23 protein-coding genes are annotated in these 21,302 nt (G+C 42.2%); 1 reads left to right on the forward strand and 22 read right to left on the reverse strand.

Annotation, left to right across the window (positions count from 1 at the left end):
- Positions 1 to 5: 5 nt before the first annotated feature.
- From WKI42_RS01185 to cdaA, 8 genes are all read right to left on the reverse strand, one after another.
- A complete protein-coding gene (locus WKI42_RS01185) occupies positions 6 to 1,877 on the reverse strand; it encodes an ABC-F family ATP-binding cassette domain-containing protein (RefSeq protein WP_368080968.1) in 1,872 nt (623 codons plus the stop codon).
- Positions 1,874 to 3,073 carry a CCA tRNA nucleotidyltransferase gene (locus tag WKI42_RS01190; protein WP_368080969.1) on the reverse strand — a complete coding sequence of 400 codons (1,200 nt, stop codon included), beginning with the start codon at positions 3,071 to 3,073 and terminating at the stop codon, positions 1,874 to 1,876. Before WKI42_RS01190 ends, WKI42_RS01185 begins: the two co-directional genes overlap by 4 nt.
- Positions 3,070 to 3,837, reverse strand: a complete 768-nt coding sequence (gene dapB / locus WKI42_RS01195; protein WP_368080970.1) for a 4-hydroxy-tetrahydrodipicolinate reductase — start codon at positions 3,835 to 3,837, stop codon at positions 3,070 to 3,072. The genes WKI42_RS01190 and dapB overlap by 4 nt, the downstream gene beginning before the upstream one ends.
- Positions 3,838 to 4,104: 267 nt before the next feature.
- Positions 4,105 to 4,953, reverse strand: a complete 849-nt coding sequence (locus WKI42_RS01200; RefSeq protein ID WP_368080971.1) for a DegV family protein — start codon at positions 4,951 to 4,953, stop codon at positions 4,105 to 4,107.
- Between the two features lies 1 nt (position 4,954).
- A complete protein-coding gene (locus WKI42_RS01205; protein ID WP_203176058.1) occupies positions 4,955 to 5,329 on the reverse strand; it encodes a DUF1149 family protein in 375 nt (124 codons plus the stop codon).
- Between the two features lie 73 nt (positions 5,330 to 5,402).
- A complete protein-coding gene (gene glmM, locus WKI42_RS01210; RefSeq protein WP_368080972.1) occupies positions 5,403 to 6,755 on the reverse strand; it encodes a phosphoglucosamine mutase in 1,353 nt (450 codons plus the stop codon).
- Positions 6,756 to 6,779: 24 nt separating this feature from the next.
- The gene (locus WKI42_RS01215; RefSeq protein ID WP_084358166.1) at positions 6,780 to 7,559 is read right to left on the reverse strand and encodes a CdaR family protein; all 780 of its coding nucleotides are present in this window, start codon (positions 7,557 to 7,559) and stop codon (positions 6,780 to 6,782) included.
- Complete coding sequence (gene cdaA / locus WKI42_RS01220) at positions 7,546 to 8,403, reverse strand: diadenylate cyclase CdaA (protein WP_050268038.1); 858 nt, start codon at positions 8,401 to 8,403, stop codon at positions 7,546 to 7,548. Before cdaA ends, WKI42_RS01215 begins: the two co-directional genes overlap by 14 nt.
- Positions 8,404 to 8,538: 135 nt before the next feature.
- Here cdaA and WKI42_RS01225 point away from each other — a divergent pair, with 135 nt between their 5' ends.
- Positions 8,539 to 9,507: an NAD(P)/FAD-dependent oxidoreductase gene (locus WKI42_RS01225; protein ID WP_368080973.1), complete on the forward strand. Its 969-nt coding sequence runs from the start codon at positions 8,539 to 8,541 to the stop codon at positions 9,505 to 9,507.
- A gap of 33 nt (positions 9,508 to 9,540) precedes the next feature.
- Here the strand turns inward: WKI42_RS01225 and whiA are convergent, their stop codons facing one another.
- The 14 genes from whiA to WKI42_RS01295 form a co-directional block, all read right to left on the reverse strand.
- Entirely contained in the window at positions 9,541 to 10,452 is a 912-nt protein-coding gene (whiA, locus tag WKI42_RS01230) for a DNA-binding protein WhiA (RefSeq protein WP_004262315.1), read from the reverse strand.
- Complete coding sequence (locus WKI42_RS01235) at positions 10,449 to 11,426, reverse strand: YvcK family protein (RefSeq protein ID WP_042901353.1); 978 nt, start codon at positions 11,424 to 11,426, stop codon at positions 10,449 to 10,451. Before WKI42_RS01235 ends, whiA begins: the two co-directional genes overlap by 4 nt.
- Positions 11,423 to 12,313 carry an RNase adapter RapZ gene (gene rapZ / locus WKI42_RS01240; RefSeq protein WP_050210454.1) on the reverse strand — a complete coding sequence of 297 codons (891 nt, stop codon included), beginning with the start codon at positions 12,311 to 12,313 and terminating at the stop codon, positions 11,423 to 11,425. The genes WKI42_RS01235 and rapZ overlap by 4 nt, the downstream gene beginning before the upstream one ends.
- Positions 12,314 to 12,364: 51 nt before the next feature.
- Positions 12,365 to 12,745, reverse strand: coding sequence for a RidA family protein (locus WKI42_RS01245; RefSeq protein ID WP_001140420.1), 381 nt, complete (start codon positions 12,743 to 12,745; stop codon positions 12,365 to 12,367).
- A gap of 9 nt (positions 12,746 to 12,754) precedes the next feature.
- Positions 12,755 to 13,342 carry a ribosome biogenesis GTP-binding protein YihA/YsxC gene (gene yihA / locus WKI42_RS01250; protein WP_020900580.1) on the reverse strand — a complete coding sequence of 196 codons (588 nt, stop codon included), beginning with the start codon at positions 13,340 to 13,342 and terminating at the stop codon, positions 12,755 to 12,757.
- A gap of 8 nt (positions 13,343 to 13,350) precedes the next feature.
- Complete coding sequence (gene clpX / locus WKI42_RS01255) at positions 13,351 to 14,583, reverse strand: ATP-dependent Clp protease ATP-binding subunit ClpX (protein ID WP_368080974.1); 1,233 nt, start codon at positions 14,581 to 14,583, stop codon at positions 13,351 to 13,353.
- A gap of 36 nt (positions 14,584 to 14,619) precedes the next feature.
- Positions 14,620 to 14,790: a hypothetical protein gene (locus WKI42_RS01260; RefSeq protein WP_368080975.1), complete on the reverse strand. Its 171-nt coding sequence runs from the start codon at positions 14,788 to 14,790 to the stop codon at positions 14,620 to 14,622.
- Entirely contained in the window at positions 14,790 to 15,296 is a 507-nt protein-coding gene (locus WKI42_RS01265; protein ID WP_368080976.1) for a dihydrofolate reductase, read from the reverse strand. Before WKI42_RS01265 ends, WKI42_RS01260 begins: the two co-directional genes overlap by 1 nt.
- A 129-nt stretch (positions 15,297 to 15,425) precedes the next feature.
- Complete coding sequence (locus WKI42_RS01270) at positions 15,426 to 15,944, reverse strand: Dps family protein (protein WP_368080977.1); 519 nt, start codon at positions 15,942 to 15,944, stop codon at positions 15,426 to 15,428.
- 497 nt (positions 15,945 to 16,441) lie between these two features.
- A complete protein-coding gene (gene lytC, locus WKI42_RS01275; RefSeq protein WP_368080978.1) occupies positions 16,442 to 17,932 on the reverse strand; it encodes a choline binding-anchored murein hydrolase LytC in 1,491 nt (496 codons plus the stop codon).
- Between the two features lie 33 nt (positions 17,933 to 17,965).
- Entirely contained in the window at positions 17,966 to 18,724 is a 759-nt protein-coding gene (tpiA, locus tag WKI42_RS01280; protein ID WP_112445489.1) for a triose-phosphate isomerase, read from the reverse strand.
- A gap of 97 nt (positions 18,725 to 18,821) precedes the next feature.
- On the reverse strand, positions 18,822 to 19,499 hold the full coding sequence (locus WKI42_RS01285; protein ID WP_173226800.1) for a DnaD domain-containing protein: 678 nt from the start codon (positions 19,497 to 19,499) through the stop codon (positions 18,822 to 18,824).
- Between the two features lie 8 nt (positions 19,500 to 19,507).
- A complete protein-coding gene (gene metA, locus WKI42_RS01290; RefSeq protein ID WP_173213481.1) occupies positions 19,508 to 20,452 on the reverse strand; it encodes a homoserine O-acetyltransferase MetA in 945 nt (314 codons plus the stop codon).
- 182 nt (positions 20,453 to 20,634) lie between these two features.
- Positions 20,635 to 21,147 (reverse strand): adenine phosphoribosyltransferase, encoded by a 513-nt coding sequence (locus tag WKI42_RS01295; protein ID WP_001049318.1) that lies wholly within the window; start codon positions 21,145 to 21,147, stop codon positions 20,635 to 20,637.
- Between the last annotated feature and the right edge of the window lie 155 nt (positions 21,148 to 21,302).

Here is a 21,302-nt window from a genome sequence, read left to right on the forward strand (position 1 = left end):
TTCTTCTAACTATCAAAGTCACTTAAATATTCATAGCGTTCGTATTTTTCAAGAAGTGCTTCGTTTTTCTCATCTAGTTCTTTTTGAAGAGTAGCTAGCTTACCAAAGTCGGAGCCATTAGCCTGCATTTCCTCTTCAATAGCAGCGATACGATTTTCCAAGGCTTCAATATCACCTTCAATGCTTGCCCACTCCTGCTTTTCTTGGTAGGTCATGCGTTTCTTGTCTTCTCGAACCTTGACGACTTTTTCCTTTTCGGCTTTTTGCACTTGATTAGCCATCTCTGTTTCAAAGGCTTTTTCATCAAGATAATCGGTATAATGACCAAAGAAAGGACGAATCTTGCCATCCTCAAAAGCGAGAATCTTAGTCGCTACCTTATCCAAGAAATATCGGTCGTGACTAACAGTCAAAACTGGACCAGCAAAGCCTTGCAAGAAATTCTCCAAAACTGTCAAGGTTGCAATGTCCAAATCATTTGTTGGCTCGTCCAAGAGGAGAACATTTGGTTTTTCCAAGAGCAGTTTGAGGAGATAAAGACGCTTTTTCTCTCCACCTGACAATTTCTCAATCAAGGTTCCATGCGTTGAACGTGGGAAAAGGAACTGCTCCAGCAGCTCTGCAATCGAAGTCGTAGAACCACCGCTGGTCTTGACCTCTTCTGCCACTTCTTGCAGGTAATTGATAACACGCTTGCTTTCATCCAAACCCTCAATTTGTTGAGAGAAATAGGCGATGCGAACAGTTTCCCCTATCACAACTTGACCTGCTGTCGGCTCAAGACTGCCTGCAATCAGGTTGAGCAGGGTTGATTTTCCAACACCATTGTCCCCAACGATTCCGATACGATCTTTGGCCTGCACCAAAAGATTAAAATCTTGCAAAATAGACTTGTTTTCATAGGCAAAGGAAACATCCTGAAACTCGATGACCTTCTTCCCAATCCGACTGGTTTCAAAGTTCATGGTCAAATCTGTTTCAGCAACTCCACCTGAAACTTCTTTCTTCAAGTCATGGAAACGATTGATACGAGCCTGCTGCTTGGTCGCACGCGCCTGCGGTTGTCTACGCATCCATGCCAATTCTTGCTTGTAGAGTTGTTCTTTTTTGTGGAGAAGAGCCGCATCACGCTCGTCTTGTTCCGCCTTAAGACGAACATAGTCCTGATAATTCCCTTGATACTCGGTCAATCCTGCGCGATCCAACTCGAAAATACGTGTTGACAAAGCGTCTAGGAAATAACGGTCGTGGGTAATAAAAAGGACGGTTTTCTTAGAATTTTTCAAAAAGAGGGTCAGCCACTCAATAGTCGCAATATCCAGATGGTTGGTCGGCTCGTCCAGCAGCAAGAGGTCGTGATTGCCAAGTAAGACTTGCGCCAACTGAACCCGTCTTCTTAGACCACCTGACAATTCCCCAACAGGAGTAGATAAGTCCTGAATCCCCAGCTTGCTAAGAACCGTCTTGACCTGACTCTCAATTTCCCAAGCTTGAAGAGAATCCATTTCAGCCATGACCCGTTCCAAACGAGCCTGCTTGTCCTCACTATAGTTGAGCATGATCAACTCATACTCACGAATGAGCTGGATTTCCTTGAGGTCGCTAGATAAAACCGTATCTAAGACCGTCTTGCTATCATCAAAATCAGGATCTTGAGTCAAATAACCAATCTGGTAATCATTCTTAGCCGAAAAGGGACTGACGTCCCCATCAAAGCCAGAAACGCCAGAAAGAACATCTAGAAGGGTAGTCTTGCCCGTTCCATTGACACCAATCAGACCGATTCTGTCTAGGTCATGGATGATAAAGGAAATATCCTTAAAAACGGTCTTATCACCGACGGATTTACTTAGTTTTTCAACGATAAAATCACTCATTTTTTCTCCCTCAGGTAAGCATGGATGGCTTGACGGTCATTTTCCAATTCTCCATCGACAATGGCATATTCAATCTCTGTTAAAATCTCTCCCAAGTCTGGGCCCGGCTGATAGCCATATTCCTTAATCAAAATACCACCGTTGATTTGGATTTCTTTCTTGTCATGAATGCTCAAACTATGGTAAGTTTCTGTGATGACTTGCGAATTGACTTCTTTTCCTTGAGCCTGACGAAGATTTTCAGCCTGTAAAAGCAACTCCAAGTCAAAGCGGTAACAATCGCGCTTACTCAATTCTCCCTTTTCACGCAGAGCCAAAATAGTCAGCAAATCCTGAACTTGCTTGGCAAACTGGCGTGAGGTTTTCCAAGCTTTCAAAAATGGCTGCGCATTTTCAATCTCCAAAACCCACAAAAGAGCTGCCCAGGCTTGCTCAGAGGATTCAAAGATAAAATCAGTCTCTAAATCAAACAGTCTGTTGAGCTTGTCCTGGCTAGCTGCCATATCAGGGAGATAATCATAAGCTTGACTCTCAATCATGGAAGCCAAGCCCCTTCTCCAAAATGGAGCCAGCAAAAGTTTGTCAAACTCAACGAAGGTACGCTCTACAGAAATTTTCTCCAAAAGTGGCGTCAAGGTCTTCATAGCTTTAAATGTTTCTGGCTCAAGTTCGAAGCCAAGACTAGCCTGAAAACGAAAACCACGCATAATCCGCAAAGCATCTTCGTTGAAACGCTCACTTGCCACTCCAACTGCTCGTAAGACTTGCTTTTCCAAATCCTCTAAACCATGAAACAAGTCAATGATTTCTCCTGTCTCGTCCAAGGCAAAGGCATTGACTGTAAAATCACGGCGCTTAAGGTCTTCTTCTAACGAGCGAACAAAGGAAACCGCACTGGGTCTGCGATAGTCCACATAGACATCCTCTGTCCGAAAGGTAGTTACCTCATACTCCTCATCTCCGTCTAAAACCAAGACGGTTCCATGCTCGATTCCGATATCGGCTGTTCGCGGAAAAATCTGCTTGGTCTCCTCTGGATAAGAAGACGTCGCAATATCCACATCATGGATAGGGCGATTGAGAAGGGCATCTCGAACAGAACCTCCAACAAAATAGGCCTCAAAACCTGCTTCTTTAATTTTTTCTAATACTGGTAAAGCCTTCTGAAATTCAGAAGGCATTTGCGTTAATCTCATAATAAGTGTTCTAATCCATAGACAAGCTCATGACGCTTGACAACTTCTTTAATTCCCAAATTGACCCCTGTCATGAAGGAGCTGCGATCATAGGAGTCATGACGGAGGGTCAATCCTTCTCCCAGATTGCCAAAGATGACTTCCTGATGTGCTACCAAGCCTGGTAAACGAACTGAGTGGATGCGCATGCCATCAAAGTCAGCACCACGGGCACCTGCAATGAGTTCTTCCTCATCTACTGCACCTTGCTGAATAGACTCTCGAACTTCTGCCATCAACTCAGCTGTTTTAATAGCTGTTCCACTCGGAGCATCCTTTTTCTTGTCATGATGAAGCTCGATAATCTCCACATTTGGGAAATATTTGGCTGCCTGCGTCGCAAATTGCATGAGCAAAACAGCACCCAAGGCAAAGTTAGGAGCAATCAAACCACCTAAATCTTGAGCACGAGAAAATGCTTTTAGCTCTGCAATTTCTTCACTTGTGAAACCTGTTGTTCCAACTACTGGAGCAAAGCCATTTTCAAGAGCAAAACGTGTATTTTCGTAGGCAACAGCTGGAGTAGTAAAATCTACCCAGACATCCGCTTCAAAGCCTGCTAAATCAGCCTTATCCTTGAAAACAGGAATACCCTGCCATTCTGATTCAGACTCAAAGGGATCCAAAACTGCTACCAAGTCCAAGTCTGGATCAACCAAGACCATCTGACAAGCAGACTGGCCCATCTTTCCCTTAAAACCAGCAATAATTACTCGAATACTCATCTCTACTCCTGACTAAGATACAAAGGACGTTAGCTGCCCATGAAAAATAGGGAATGACGCTGACTTTCCATGAAAGGCAAGTCAGGCATCTTTTTTCAAGAGGTAGCTAGTCCGTGTTCAATTTCTAAGATACAAAGCCTGTAGGAACACAAAGTGAAAATAGGAGTTTTGATCAAGAAGTGTCTACTCCTTGGAAGAACTATCTTTTTCACACAGGGTTCCAGGCGTGTTCAATTGCTAACTTCTTAACTAGTCTAAAAGTGCCAACTAAATCACTGGAATATAACCCAGAGCAATACTTCCTGCTCCTAGGTGGGTTCCAATGACACTACCAAATGTAGCTAGTGAAATATCCGTACCCACTCCAGATTCAAGCAAGTGTTGACGCAATTCTTCAGCCTTTTCGGGAGCATTCCCATGAATGACAATAACCCGGTATTGACCTGAAGCCGTTGTTTCCTTGATAATTTCAATTAAGCGCTTGGTTGCTTTCTTTTCAGTACGAACTTTTTCGTAAACTTCAATCACACCTTGATCGTTAAAATAAAGGATTGGCTTAATGCTTAGCAGATTACCCAAAATCGCAGCCCCATTTGAAAGACGTCCACCTTTTACCAAATGATCCAAATCATCTACCATGATAAAGGCTGACGTACGGCTGATTTGAATGGCTAGCTTATCCTGAATGCTGGCAAAATCATCCCCCTGGTCACGCCAATTAAAGACGCTTTCAACCATGATACCCAGAGGAGCACTTGTAATCAAAGTGTCTGGAAAAGCAATGGTTAAGCCCTCATAGTCATCTATCATATACTGGATATTTTGGTAAAAACCTGAAATTCCAGAAGATAGGAAAAGCCCCAAGGCATGTGTATAACCTTGTTCTTTGAGCGAAGTTAAGATTTCATCTAACTTGGCAATACTTGGTTGACTAGTCTTAGGCAATTCAGAAGCCTGAGCCATTTTTTGGTAAAATTCCTCAGCAGACAGATTGATGCCTTCGACATACTCCTCACCATCAATATTGACAGGAATATCCAAGACAAATAAATCTTCTCTTTGCAAGGTCTCTGCACTGAGATAGGCAGAAGAATCTGTGATAACAGCTAGTTTCATATTAGAACTCCAAATTGATTCCTGGTAAGTCTAATGCAATTTCAGTTACTTCGTAAGTCAAACGGTTGAGCATATTCAAACATGGACGAGCCAAAGTTTCCACTTCTTCTTGGCTCAATTCACTTGGTTCATTGACAATACGGCCATCGATATGATTTACCTGTGAAATGGTTCCACTGATGACAAACTTATCAAATACAATCATAAAGGTCAAGATGACAATCAAGGAAGTCACTTGATTGTCTTGGTCATGTTGGAGCAATTGGAAGTTTACATCCACCTTAGTTTCAGGAGCTCCATTTTCATTTTCCCATTCAAAATTACGCGCATCAAAATGATACTGACTAACAAATTCTTGTTCACGTTTAAGATTCATGTCTTTCTCCCTCGGCTACAATATTATAAGCTATTGTACCATAATTTTTTATTTTCATCTAGTTTTCTAGGATTTAGTCAATCCCAATTTCAGCTCGAACTACGTCTGCGATGGTATCAACATAGTAGTCTACTTCTTCTGTTGTAGGCGCTTCTGCCATAACACGCAAGAGAGGCTCTGTTCCACTTGGGCGTACTAGGATACGACCATTCCCTGCCATTTCAGCTTCCATCTTCTCGATGATGACCTTGATAGCTGGCACTTCCATTGCCTTTTCCTTCATGGCATTTTCCACTCGGATATTGACTAATTTTTGTGGATAGATGGTTACTTCTGCTCCCAACTCTGACAAGCTCTTACCAGTTTCCTTCATGATTTTGGTCAATTGGACAGCGGATAATTGACCATCACCTGTTGTATTGTAATCCATCAAGATCACGTGGCCAGACTGTTCACCACCGAGGTTGTAGCCTGATTTTCTCATTTCTTCAACAACGTAGCGGTCGCCAACTGCAGTGACTACCTTGTTAATACCTTCACGGTCCAAGGCCTTGTGGAAGCCAAGGTTGGACATCACAGTTGTCACAATTGTATTTTGGGCCAATTGTCCTTTTTCAGAAAGGTATTTCCCGATAATGTACATAATCTTATCACCATCGACGATGTCCCCATTCTCATCGACAGCAATCAAACGGTCACTGTCTCCATCAAAGGCCAAACCAATAGCTGAGCCACTTTCTTTGACCACTTCTTGAAGGGTTTCTGGGTGGGTTGAACCAACATTAAGGTTGATGTTAAGACCATCTGGTGTTTCCCCTATAACAGTCAACTGAGCACCAAGGTCTGCAAAGATTTGACGGGCACTTGTAGACGCTGCACCATTAGCTGTATCCAAGGTAACCTTCATTCCATCAAGAGGAGTTCCAGTTGAAACAAGGTAGCCTTCATACTTACGCAAGCCTTCTGGATAATCTACCAAGGTTCCCAAGCCTTCTGCACTTGGACGAGGAAGAATATCTTCCGCAGCATCTAGCAAGGCTTCAATTTCTGCTTCTTTTTCATCATCTAGTTTGAAGCCATCACCACCAAAGAACTTAATCCCATTATCAAGGGCTGGGTTGTGGCTAGCAGAAATCATGACACCTGCGCTTGCTCCCTCTGTTTTGACCAAGTAAGCTACTGCTGGTGTTGCAAGAACACCTAGTTTGTAGACGTGAATACCAACTGAAAGGAGACCTGCTACCAGGGCAGATTCTAGCATTTCCCCTGAAATACGTGTGTCACGTCCTACAAAGACTTTCGGTGCTTCCGTTTCATGTTGACTGAGAACATAGCCTCCAAAACGTCCTAGTTTAAAGGCTAATTCCGGAGTAAGTTCTACATTAGCTTCTCCACGGACTCCATCAGTCCCAAAATATTTACCCATTTTTATAAAATCCTTTTTCTATTTTTAATTCGTTTTTGAACTAGTTGCTTTCGTTGACGAAGATGTCTCCGATGAACTGCTTGTAGTTGAATTTGATGTACTTGAACTTGGTGCTACTGGTTTTGTAGTCACCTTCATTATTGTATCAAACGGAGTGATAACTGCCGGTAAGACAACACCATTGCGGTCGATTGCCTGCAAAGGTACTGAACCACTGTAATTACCTGTTATGCGTTCGCTGGTTGGCAAGACAGCGATAATCTTATCAATTCTATCCAATGTCTCTTGGTCACTCGTAATCGACACTTCTTCATCTGACAGCGTGACATTTTCAATCTGTACCCGACTATCAATTTGACTAGGGTCAATCTCTGGTACAACCTTTACCTTATTCTTCTGAGCCTTCTTACCAATCTTGACTGTAATTTTTTGCGGAGTCGCCACAGCGGTCAGCCCATTGGGTAAATCTTCAATGCTCAAAGGAACTTCAATCGTTCCAACACTGGCATCTGTTAGGTCAGCAGTAACCTTGAATTTACGTGTGCTTTCCTGCATTTCACTAGCTAGCGATAGGCGATTTGCACCAGTCAAGACCACTGATACTTCTGAAGCAAAACCGCTAATAAAATACTCATCACTATTATAGCGTATGTCAATAGGGACATTTGTTACTGTATTCGTATAGGTTTCCGTTTTTACCTGCCTAGCACTGGTACTGTTTTGAAAATTCGTCGCCGTAGCATAGACAAATAAGACACAAGCAAAAAAGAGTGAGGATATGATATATAAACTATTTTTTCTCATGTTTCCATCCTCCTAGCAATCGTTCTTTAAAACTAAGACCTACTTCCTCTTTTGGAAGTAAGATTTCACGTAATTCTGTTTCAAATTCATCAAGTGTTAGGTTGTGCTTAAAGCTTCCATTATAGGTTATCGAAATTCCTCCCGTTTCCTCTGATACGACAAAAGTCAAGGCATCTGAGACTTCTGATAAACCAATAGCCGCCCGGTGTCTGGTTCCAAATTCCTTGGAAATTCCTGTACTTTCTGTCAAGGGCAGATAGGCAGACGTCACAGCGATACGTTCTTCTCGGATAATCACTGCACCATCATGTAGGGGAGTGTTGGGAATAAAAATGTTAATGAGAAGTTCTGCAGAAATCTTAGCATCTAAGGGAATTCCTGTCGAAATATACTCCTGCAAGGTACGTACACGCTGAATAGCAACCAAGGCACCGATTTTACGAGGACTCATGTATTCAACAGACTTAACAAAGGCACGAATCATCTGTTCCTCAGCACTAATAGGGGCATTGGAAAAGAAATCTGTCGCTCTTCCCAAACGTTCCAAACCAGTCCGAATCTCTGGAGAGAAGATAACAACCGCCGCAATAACCCCATAAGTAATAATTTGATTGATCAACCAAGAAATCGTAGTCAAGCCAATCATATTTGCAAGGATTTGAGCTAAAATAAACACCAAAACTCCACGTACCAAAATCATAATCTTGGTTCCTGCAATAGCTTTTGTAAAATGGTATAAAATATAAGCAACAATCAAAATATCAATCAGATTGATAGCTATCGTCCATGGACTTGCAAACAAACTGGTCCAATATTGCAGATTGGATAATTGTTGAAAATTCATCCCTGATATCCTCCCTATCAAAACACTTTCGTCCTATTATACCATTTTCTGGCATTTTTTTCCCTATCCTAGTCCATTTTACATTGAGCAAAAATATGATACAATAAACTGACTAGAAAAAACAAAGGAGAAACCATGTCTCAACTCTATGATATTACCATTGTAGGTGGTGGTCCTGTCGGGCTTTTTGCAACCTTTTATGCCCACCTACGCCAAGCCAAGGTCCAAATCATCGACTCTCTTCCCCAGCTAGGTGGACAACCTGCTATTCTCTACCCTGAAAAGGAAATCCTAGACGTACCAGGCTTCCCAAACCTGACTGGAGAAGAGTTGACTAACCGCTTGATTGAACAGCTAAATGGATTTGATACCCCTATTCATCTCAATGAAACGGTTCTTGAGATTGAAAAACAAGAAGAAGGATTTGTCATCACAACTTCTAAAGGAAGTCACCTGTCTAAAACAGTTATCATTGCTATGGGTGGCGGTGCCTTCAAACCACGTCCGCTGGAACTAGAAGGGGTTGAGGGATATGAAAATATCCACTACCACGTTTCCAATATCCAGCAATACGCTGGTAAGAAAGTGACGATTCTTGGTGGGGGAGACTCAGCTGTGGATTGGGCTTTGGCTTTTGAAAAGATTGCACAAACCACCCTTGTTCACCGCAGAGATAATTTCCGCGCCTTGGAACACAGTGTCCAAGCCTTACAGGAATCATCTGTAGCTATCAAGACACCATTCGTCCCTAGCCAACTCCTTGGAGATGGAAAAACGCTTGATAAACTTGAAATCACAAAAGTTAAATCTGATGAAACAGAAATGATTGACCTAGACCACCTCTTTGTCAACTATGGTTTCAAATCTTCTGTCGGTAACCTTAAAAACTGGGGCCTCGACCTCAACCGCCACAGGATTATCGTCAACAGCAAACAAGAATCTAGCCAAGCAGGTATCTATGCTATCGGTGACTGCTGCTACTATGACGGAAAAATTGACTTGATTGCGACAGGTCTCGGAGAAGCTCCAACTGCTGTCAATAATGCTATCAACTACATCGACCCTGAGCAAAAAGTACAACCAAAACACTCTACTAGTTTATAAAAAAGAACCACGAGTCACATAGGATTCGTGGTTTTATAGTTCATCCGCAATCTTATTGATTTTTCTGAGTCTGTGGTTGACACCACTTTTGGTCAGAGGGGTGCTGAGGCTATCTGCTAACTGCTGGATAGAGTAGTCTGGGTGTTGAATCCGCAACTGCGCTACTTCCTGCAAATCCACTGGCAGATTTTCTAAGCCCATAATATCTTTGATTTTGCTGATATTGTTGATAGTCTTCATGCTGGCAGAAACTGTCCGTGCGATATTAGCTGTCTCGGCATTATTGGCCCGATTGAGGTCATTACGGGTTTCTCGCAAAATCTTAACCCGCTCAAAATCATCACGCGCCTGCATGGCTCCGATGACTATCAAGAAGTCCATAATATCTTCTGCTCGCTGGAGATAGGTCACAGCCCCCTTCTTGCGCTCAAGCACCTTGGCATCCAGTAAAAATTGCTGGAGAAGGGAGGCAATCCCTTGCGCGTGGTCCAGATAAACAGAACTGATTTCCAACTGATACTTGCCTGACTCAGGGTCACGAATGCTGCCATTTGCCAAGAAAGCGCCACAAAGATAAGCACGACCTGCTTCCTCATCTGATAAAATCTCCTCATCAATACCTGTTTCCAGACCAAAAAAGGAGTCGGCTAAGTGTAAGTCACTCAATAAATCCTGCACCTTTTCATCTGTAAAAACGGTATAGACGCGATTCTTGCGAAGATTGCTCCGTTGGTGGTGACGAATTTCCGATTTGATTTCATAGAAATGGAGAAAGGACTCATAGAGATGACGAGCCAGTTTAGCATTTTCTGTCACGACAGACAAGGTCAGGCCCGAAGTCGAGAGACCGATGCTACCAGACATCTTGATAATGGCAGATAATTCATGCCGGCTCAGATGGTGTTGACCTAGAATTTCTTCTTTTACTGCTACTGTGAAACTCATTTTCTCACCTGTATAATCCGCATCAACTCATCCACGAGCAAATCCCCATCGTGGAAGGCACCACCATTTTCCAGACGGAGGAAGTTGGATGAAATCACGCGCGGAACTTGCTTACAAAGACCAGCAAAATCATGTTCCACCTGGACCAAGTATTCATCAAAACGGTTGGAATTCATATATTCCTGAGGCACTTTTTCGATATTCACCAAGACAGTATCGATAAAAGGTCGGCCAAGGTGACGATGCAAGACTTCCACGTGGTCACTATCTGTAAAGTGCTCCGTCTCCCCACGTTGGGTCATGATATTGCAGACATAGGCGATTTCTGCCTTGGTTTCCAAAAGCGCCTGCCCAATTTCTTTAATCACGATATTAGGTAAAATAGAGGTAAATAGAGAACCAGGTCCGAGGACAATCATGTCACTTTCAAGAATGGTCTGCACTACTCGACGGCTAGCCAGAGGCGTATCATCGTTGAGTGTATTGGTCACATAGACGTGGTCAATCATACCTGGATGGTCTGCAATATGGCTCTCTCCAGCCACCTCTGTCCCATCCTGAAAGACTGCATGCAAGGTCAAGGGATGGTCACTGGAAGGATAAATCTTCCCAGTCGTATGGAAAAATTTGCTCAATAACTGCATGGCATTATAGGTCGAACCCTGCATTTCTGACAGGCCAGCGATAATGAGATTTCCCAATGGATGGCCAGCAAAGGCTCCCGCATCCTCAGAAAAGCGGTACTGAAAGACCTTTTCATAAAACTTAGGCATATCCGACATGGCCACAAGGACATTACGAAGATCACCTGGCGGTGTCAATTGTTGCATATTTTTCCGGAGTTCACCTGAAGAACCACCATCATCTGCCACCGTTACGATAGCCGCGATTTCCACATCTTTTTCCCGCAGACTTTTAAGAATGACGGGGATCCCAGTTCCTCCACCAATCACCGTTATCTTTGGTTTTCTCATGAACGGTTTACCGTTTCCTTTCTTCGGTCTTTATCGCGATGCCCTTCATTGACAGGCCAATTCTTGGATAAGTCCTGCGCCAAGCGTTTGGCAAAGGCCACACTACGGTGTTGTCCACCCGTACAACCCATGGCAATGGTCAAAACGGACTTCCCTTCCTTTTGGTAACTTGGCAAAATCGGTTCAATCAAGGCCAACAAATGTTGATAAAAGTCTTCGGACTCTGGATGGTTCATGACATAGTGATACACTGGTTCATCTACACCCGTTTGGTTTCTCAGTTCTGGAAGGTAATAGGGATTTGGCAAAAAGCGCACATCAAAGACCAAGTCTGCATCAATCGGGATTCCATATTTAAAGCCAAAAGACATGACTTCGATACGGAAAGACTGGGCTTGTTCCTGATCTGAAAACTGCTCTGCAAGGGTTTTACGCAGCTCACGTGGAGTGAGTTCAGTCGTATCCACCACATTTTGGCTCATATTTTTCAAAGGTGCCAAGAGCTCACGTTCCAGCTTGATTCCATCCAAAATCCGTCCATCTGCAGCTAGAGGGTGACTCCGTCTGGTTTCCTTGTAACGCGCGACCAATTCCTTATCAGCTGCATCCAAAAAGAGAATTTTAAAGTCCAGTTCTTCCTTGTTTTCCAACTCATCCAAAACAGTTTGAATCTCCGAGAAGAAAGAACGGCTACGCATATCCACTACCAAGGCCAACTTAGGATCATCTTCCTTAGTTTCAACCAGCTGCAAAAACTTAGGCAAGAGGGCTGGCGGCATATTATCAATGGTAAAATAACCCAAATCTTCGAAGGACTGAATGGCTACAGTTTTGCCTGCACCACTCATTCCTGTCACAATCACCAAGTGAAGTTGTTTCTTTGTCATCTTTTTCTCCTTATATCAAAAGAAGTTTGGCAACACCAAACTTCAACTAGCTTATCCAATCTCTGCGATGACTTCGATTTCGACTTTTACATCACGAGGAAGACGAGCTACCTCTACTGCTGAACGAGCTGGAAATTCCTCTTTAAAGGCCGTTTGGTAAACCTCGTTAAAAGGAACAAAGTCGTTCATATCGCTCAAGAAGCAAGTTGTTTTGACAACATGGTCAAAGTCTGTTCCTGCTTCTGCCAAAATAGCACCGATGTTTTTTAAGACTTGTTCTGTCTGTTCTTGAATCGTTTCTCCAACGATTTCCCCAGTTTCAGGAGAGAGAGGAACTTGACCACTAGCAAACAAAAGGTTGCCAACGATTTTTCCTTGAACATAGGGTCCGATAGCCTTTGGAGCTTTGTCTGTATGAATTGTTTTTGCCATTTCTTTTCCTCACAATTTTTCTAAGATTGCATCCCAAGCTTGGTCCATCCCTGCCTTGCTGACAGATGAAAAGAGGATGAAGTCGTCACTTGGGTCAAAGTTTAATTTCTTTTTGATTGCTGATTCGTGCTTGTTCCATTTACCACGAGGAATCTTGTCCGCCTTGGTCGCCACAATGATAACCGGAATCTCATAATACTTGAGAAATTCGTACATCTGCACATCATCTGCTGATGGGTCATGACGGAGGTCAACTAGACTAACCACTGCACGGAGATTTTCCCGAGTCGTTAGGTATTCCTCAATCATGCGCCCCCACTTTTCACGTTCCTTTTTGGAAACGCGGGCATAGCCATAACCAGGCACATCCACAAAGCGCATCTTATCATCGATATTAAAGAAGTTGAGAAGCTGGGTTTTACCAGGTTTACCTGATGTACGAGCTAGATTCTTGCGGTTCAGCATGGTGTTGATAAAGCTAGACTTGCCAACATTTGAACGCCCTGCAAGAGCGATTTCTGGCAGTTCATCCTGCGGATAGTGGGACTTATTGGCCGCACTGAGCAAAATTTCAGCATTGTGTGTATTCAGTTCCATAGTCACCTCTAGGCTGTTTCTAGGATTGGTTTATCCGTTCCATCGACAGCTTCTTTTGTGATACGAACCAATTTCACATTTTCCTGACTCGGTACTTCAAACATGACATCTAGCATGGTTTCTTCGATGATGGAGCGAAGACCACGCGCCCCTGTCTTCCGTTCGATGGCTTTATTAGCAATCTCTTGTAGGGCTTCGTCGTCAAATTCCAACTCGACATCATCATAAGAAAGCAAGGTTTGGTACTGTTTGACCAAGGCATTTCTTGGCTCTTTCAAGATACGAACCAAGTCATCAACCGTCAATTGCTCAAGAGCAGCAAAGACAGGCAAGCGCCCAATCAACTCAGGAATAATACCGAATTTTTGAATATCTTCTGCAATGATTTCTTGCATGTATGAGCTATTTTCGTCAATCGCCTTGTTATTTTGACCAAATCCGATGACTTTTTCTCCAAGACGTTGTTTGACGATTTCTTCAATGCCATCAAAGGCACCACCCACGATGAAGAGGATATTTTTAGTGTCCACTTGAATCATTTCTTGTTGTGGGTGTTTACGTCCACCTTGAGGTGGCACGCTAGCTACAGTTCCCTCGATAATCTTGAGAAGAGCCTGTTGCACCCCTTCACCAGATACATCACGTGTGATAGACACATTCTCGCCCTTCTTAGCAATCTTGTCAATTTCATCCACGTAGATAATCCCACGCTCGGCACGTTCGATGTTAAAGTCAGCAGCCTGCAAGAGTTTGAGGAGGATATTCTCCACGTCCTCACCCACATAACCAGCCTCAGTAAGAGCTGTCGCATCTGCAATAGCAAAAGGCACATTCAAGCTCTTAGCCAAGGTCTGAGCAAGGAAAGTTTTCCCTGAACCAGTTGGTCCAATCATCAAGATGTTTGACTTCTGCAAGTCCACATCCTCTGACTCTTCACGCGTATCGTGGAAATTGATGCGTTTGTAGTGGTTGTATACTGCTACTGCCAAGGCACGTTTGGCACGATCTTGACCGATTACATAGTGATTCAATATGTGGAGGAGTTCAATTGGTTTTGGTACCTCAGACAAGTCTGCCAAGACTTCCTCAGCCAACTCCTCACGAATGATCTCCTGGGCTAACTCCACACATTCATTACAGATAAAGGCGTTATTCCCAGCGATTATTTTTTGTACTTCTTCTTGGCTTTTGCCACAAAATGAGCAATAAACCATCATATCATTATTCCTATTTGTAGGCATGATTTCCTTCCGTTCTATTCTATACTGTCATTCTATCTAAAATAAGGTCAGGTAAAAAGCATGGATACTATTGACCAAATTGGTAAAGGCATTTAACAAGAGCAGGACAGAAAGTCCATAACGCTTTTTACGAAAAGCCTGTGCTCCTGCAAGCAAGCAGACCAAACACAGCATGGCTGTGAAAAAACCAAATATACTACGTTCCATTAGACTTCCTTTCTCTTACGGTATTGGATGGTAAAATCATAAAGATTTTTCTCATCTTTGGTATAAGATTTGCTTGAAACCGTCTCAAAAAGAGACAAGTCAAACTCCTCAGGGAAATAGGTATCTCCCTCCACCCGAGCATGAATCTGCGTCACGATGATTTCATCTAAATAAGGCTCAAAAGCCTGAAAAATCTGCTTTCCGCCAAGGATATAGAGATTTTTTTCCTGACTCTGATACCACGCTAAAACAGACTCCACATCTTGAAATACGAGCGCCCCATCTATGATTTCTTCGCTATTTCGCGTTAAAATCAGGGTTTGCCGTTTTGGAAGCAGACGACGTCCCATTCCATCAAAGGTCACACGTCCCATCAAGATAGCATGATTAAGAGTTGTTGCTTTAAAGTGTTGCAATTCTGCTGGTAAATGCCAAGGCAGACGATTGTCCTTACCAATCACACCATCTTCATCCTGGGCCCAAATAGCTACGATTTTCTTAGTCATACTTCCATCCTTTTTACTGATAGTACTATTCTATCAAAAAACTCAAAAAAAGACTGGTTTGGAATAGCTTACAGAATAGAAAAAATCTGTAAGAAATTTCCTACAGATTTATCTATGTTGCCTTATTTCTTACAAACCAGGTGCTTGTCCAAGTTCTGCTGCAAGCATCCAGATTGTTTTATCAGTTTCAGTTTTAGCATCTGCAAAGATACCATTTGTCACATCGTCCCCCTCTTCATCAGTAACATCCAAACCTTTTTGGAAAAGTTCTGACAAGTAACGGTAGATAGTAAGGACACGTTCCAAGCTTTCTTCAACATTGCGGTATTCACCAGCTTCTTCTTCGATTTCACTGTTTTGAAGGAATTCTGTCAACGTAGAGAATGGGCTTCCTCCAAGTGTAATCAAGCGTTCGCTGATTTCATCCAATTGACCATCAAGAGCATCCATGTACTCATCCATTTTTGGATGCCATACAAGGAAGCCACGACCACGCATGTACCAGTGTACTTGGTGCAAAGCAACGTGGGCTACGTACAAATCAGCAACAGCTTGGTTCAAGACTTCCTTTGTTTTTGCCAATGCTACTGGTGCTGCTTTTGTTAATGATGTTACGTCTTTTACTGCTTCTTTTTTCAATTCTACCATTGTTTTTACCTCATTCATTATTTTTGGTAACCACTTCTTAATGATTACTACCTTAGTATACTACTAAGAAAAGCCAATAGCAAGCCAAAAGACTCACATGAGAAAAGTTGCAATAGACTGATAATTTAAGAATTATTTAGAAGACGAAAAAGAGGTCTGGATGCTTATAGTCAATGGAAATCCATCAGCAAACTAGGAAACTAAACCCAGCTTAACCAAAGCACAAGTTTTGAGGTCGCAGGTAGAACTGACCAAGCTGATGTGGTTTGAAGAAATTCCCCAAGACTATAATAGATTGAAATAAGAGGGAGCCAAGTCGATTAGGAAAGACAAATGAATTTCTAAAAATGTTTTAGCAACCGCAATGTCCTGGTCTATATTCAATCTACCATATAAGATTTATTTCCTAGCGAGATCTTGAATTTACTCGAGGATGAACTGCCATAAAACAAAGAAAAAGAGGGTGCTACTATCACATCCCTCTTTCAAATCATCGCTTAATACCAAACGCTGACATCTACGCGCCCTTGGATTCCTTTCATGTATTCAGAAGAGGTATATTGCCAACCTTTTTCTCCTGAATAATGAGGGTTTTCCCATTCTAAAGCATTGGTATAGGCTGCTACCCAGTTTACATGTTTTAAAATATCTGGGTGTTTTAAACGCGTCTGTAATAAACTACGATAGCTATAGACATACACATTTTGATAACCCGCCTGCTTCATCGTCTCCATGTACTTGTTAATAATCTTAACCCAAGTACCTGTATCACTCGGAGCACGCTTACTTTTATTCACATACTCCCAGTTCTCAACATCATAGTAGATAGGGTAAGACAAGTTCATATTGTATTTCTTCAGAAGTTCAATGGTCTGTTCAGCGTCATTCTCAGCATCGGTCTCATTTTCAGCATAAGTATAGAGATAGACGCCATAAGGAATTCCCAGACGGTTTAACTCCTTAATGTTATGCGCCAACTCCTTGTCTTCTTTACCGCTATAACCTAGACGAACAATGACACCATCTACTTCATTTTCATCAATAACCTTTTTCCAATCATTGATACGACCATTGTGTTCACTAATATCAATAACTTTCTTAGCATGTTCGGTTCCTACTTGTTCTTCTCTATTATTAAAGAAATAGCGTTTACCATCTCTGTGAACCCAGCCGACATTCAAATCTTTCTTTTCTTTGAGCTCACCAGAAGCCGCAAAGATATAGCGAGCACCATCCATAATCACTTCGTCAGTCGCCATGGCACCACTTCCAGTCAAATAGTAGTTGCCTTGCCACTCATTCCGAGCCATATAGCCCCACTTCTTGAAATAGTACCATTTGCCGCCCACTTTTTGCCACTCTTGGTTGGCATAAGTTCCATCGGATTTTAGATAAAAATAAGCAGAATAAGCTGGATCATAAAGCCATTCATTTTGCATCATGGCACCTTGACCATTCAAGAAATAACTTCCTTGCCATTGGCTTTTAGCCATGTAACCCCACTCCTTGAAGTAATACCACTTATTTCCAATCAATTGCCATTCTTGATGAGCATAAGCCCCATCTGACTTAAGATAAAACCAACTCTTGTAATTACTGTCATAGATCCACTCGTTTTGGGCCATATATCCACCTGATTTCAGGTAGTAATTTCCATGCCATTCATTCTGCGCGTAACGACCATCTGAATTAATATAAAACCAAGCCTTATAGTAGTTGTCAAAAATCCATTCACTTTGAGCTTTAGAACCATCAGCCTTTACATAATAATCCCCATCCCAGTGGGCAGAGACACTGTTTCTCTGTTCATTGCTACTAGTTGATGAAGTTCCTGTTGATAAACTAGATTTTTCTGAAACTGTGCTTCCACTTGTTTCATCTGCCGCAATTCCTGAAACTCTTGCGCCAAGTAAGCAAAGACTTGCTAGCCCTATACATACAATTTTTGTTTTCAATCTTTCCTCTCCTATAAAAAATGGAACAGGCACCTGAATGCTGTTCCACCTAGCTTTTGCTACTGATTATTTTACAAAGTCAAGCAAAGCCAAGAAGCTTTCAGCTTCAAGTGACGCACCACCTACAAGGGCACCGTCAACGTCTGGACAAGCCATGTATGAAGTAACGTTCTCAGGTTTAACAGAACCACCGTATTGAACACGAACTTTGTCCGCAACTTCTTGACCGAAGTCAGCAGCTACAACGTCACGAACAACTTTACACATTTTTTGTGCATCGTCTTGTGAAGCTGATTTACCAGTACCGATAGCCCAGATTGGCTCATAAGCGATAACTGATGCAGCAACTTGTTCAGCAGTCAATCCAGCCAATGCAGCAGATACTTGAGCACCTACGAATTCAGCAGCTTTACCAGCTTCGTAAGTTTCAAGTGACTCACCACAACAGATGATTGGAAGCATACCGTTTGCAAAGATTGCTTTTGCTTTTTTGTTGATATCTTCGTCAGTTTCATGGAAGTAGTCACGGCGTTCTGAGTGACCGATAACAACGTAGTCAGTACCGATTTCTTTCAAAACTTGTGGGCTAGTTTCACCAGTGAAGGCACCTGCATTTTCAAAGTAGCAGTTTTGAGCAGCAACTTTAAGGTTTGAACCTTTTGCAGCAGCAAGAACAGTTGTCAAATCAAGAGCTGGAGCTGCGATACCTGCTTCAACAAGATCTGATGAAGGAAGTTTTGATGCAACAGCTTCAACGAATGCTTTAGCTTCTTCTGGATTTTTGTTCATTTTCCAGTTACCAGCGATAAATGGTTTACGTGACATTTCACATACCTCTTTTTTCAATTTATTTTCTACTTATTTTATCACAATTAGACACAGCTTGCAAATCTTACTCGGATTTCAAGCCTGCTTCCAACGATTAATCCTTCCAGAGATCCATGGCATTTCTAAAATCCACAGATACCTGTGTCAACTGAGGATTGCTGGCTTCTCTTTCTGCCCGCTTAGCCTCAATTTGAGCCACACTTTTGATACCTTCATGGCGCCAGTTTCTCAAAATCGCCTGAATGTACTTCCAGTTTGCTTTTCCATTTAAAACAGCTTCACGAAGAGCCTCCTTAATCAAGTCAGCACTGGTTCCATCTTCCTTTAGTGTCTTGGTCAAATCTTCAATCTCAAAAGGTGTCAACAAGCGTCCCAATTCCTGCTGGAAGGTTTCCACCAAATCCTTGAGCTGATTCTGAGGTGTCAACTGGTCTGAACTTGAATCAGCGACTCCAAGCAAGTCGTCCAAGCGTTCCAAAGCCAAACTAGCATCAAAAAGCAATTCGATTTCACCATTTAATTCGATAGTACGATACTGGAGAAGTCCCCTCTCCGTCAGATTAGAGATAGACTGGTTGACATCCGAAATTTCCTTGCCAATCCTTTCAGCAATCTGGCTTGGCGACATTTCTTCCAAGCCTGTCGTATTTTGCAAATAGAAAAATTGCCAGACCAGAAAATCGTCGCTAGAAGGAAAGAGTTCCTTAAAATGCAAGAGCAGGGCACTCGGTAAAACCAAGTTCCCTGATTTAAAAGCGTCTAAATATGTCATAATTCCTCTTATAAATACCCAAATGCGGATGCATCATCTTCTATCTTTCTCCAGTCAAAAGGCGTCTCCTGATAGACCGCATAATTCACCCAGTTACTGAAAAAGAGGGCTGCTGATGAAGACCAACAAAGACAAGGTGTCTGGTTGACATCATCATCCTTAAAGTAATTTTCTGGAATATGAGGATCCAAACCTGCATCACGATCTCGGAAATATTCATTTGCCAAGGTATCACGATCATATTCCAAATGCCCAAAACTATAAATTTCTCGTAAATCACGACTAGCCAAAATCGAAACCCCAACCTGTGGCCCTTCTGATAAAATCTCGAGATTGGTTTTGTTTAAGACTTCTTCCTTAGAAATCTCCGTGTGCCGTGAATGAGGGGATACATAGCTATCGTCAAAGCCTCTAAAAAGAAGGTGCCCTTCTTTTAAAGCATCCTGAGGATAAATACCTGATAACTTACTGTCCATCTGGTATTTTTCTACCCCATAGCGTAGGTAGAGCCCAGCCTGAGCCCCCCAACAGATATGAAGCGTCGAATAGACATGAGTCTTGGACCACTCAAGCACCTGGCTAAATTCCTCCCAATAGTCCACTTCCTCAAATGGTAAATGTTCAACTGGAGCACCCGTGATAATCATCCCATCAAAATACTCATCCTTGACTTCAGGAAAAGTTTTATAAAAGGTCTCCATGTGCTCTGAACGAGTTGTCTTAGAACGGTGGCTCTCCATATAGAGAAAATCAATATCCAGTTGTAGGGGGGTATTAGCCAAGTGGCGCAACAATTGAGTCTCTGTCACCATTTTTTGTGGCATAAGATTTAAGATTAAAATCTTCAAGGGACGGATATCTTGGTGGGCAGCACGTTGATCATCCATAACAAAGATGTTCTCTGTCCGTAAAATCTCAACAGCTGGCAATTTTTTATCAATTCGAATCGGCATAACCCTCTCCTAACTGTATTCTTTCAGGAATCATTGCATATGTTTGAAGCCAAATCTCAAACACTTAGTCCTTTTATTATACTGCAAGAAGATATAGTTTTCAATTATAGTTTTTCTCTAACTAGCTATAGTCTATTTTTATATCCTAATGTAGAGAAAACAGCCCTAGGGACTGTTTTTCATTAATAATGCATCAAAACTTTGTAATCGTAGTCACCGATTTTTTCACGGCCGTTCAATTCATCCAATTCAACAAGGAAGGCACAACCTGCTACAACACCACCAAGTTTTTCAATCATCTCGATGGTTGCCTTAACAGTTCCACCTGTTGCCAAGAGGTCATCTACAATAAGAACACGTTGACCTGGCTTGATGGCATCCGCATGCATAGTCAAGGTATCAACACCGTACTCTTTTTCATAGTCAGCAGAAATGACTTCACGTGGTAATTTACCTGGCTTACGAACAGGGGCAAAACCAATTCCCAACTCAAAGGCAACTGGACAGCCCACGATAAATCCACGAGCCTCAGGCCCTACAATCATGTCTATTTTCTTGTCAGTAGCATACTGAACAATTTCACGAACAGCGTAGCTATATGCATTTCCATCAGCCATCAAAGGACTGATATCACGGAAGGTAATCCCTTCCTTTGGATAATTTTCAATTGTTGCAATGTAATCTTTTAAATTCATCTTTTTCTTTCTTTCAAAGTTTTTTACTCTCTATTATACCATACTTTCTAGTAAAGAAGAAAGAGAAAACAATATTTCATCTGCTAGTCACCCTATAAGGCAAATAAGATGACCATTTTTATTCAAAGGGTATCACAAGATAGATGCATAATATG

Source organism: Streptococcus pseudopneumoniae, from assembly GCF_038148935.1.
GTDB lineage: Bacteria > Bacillota > Bacilli > Lactobacillales > Streptococcaceae > Streptococcus > Streptococcus pseudopneumoniae_U.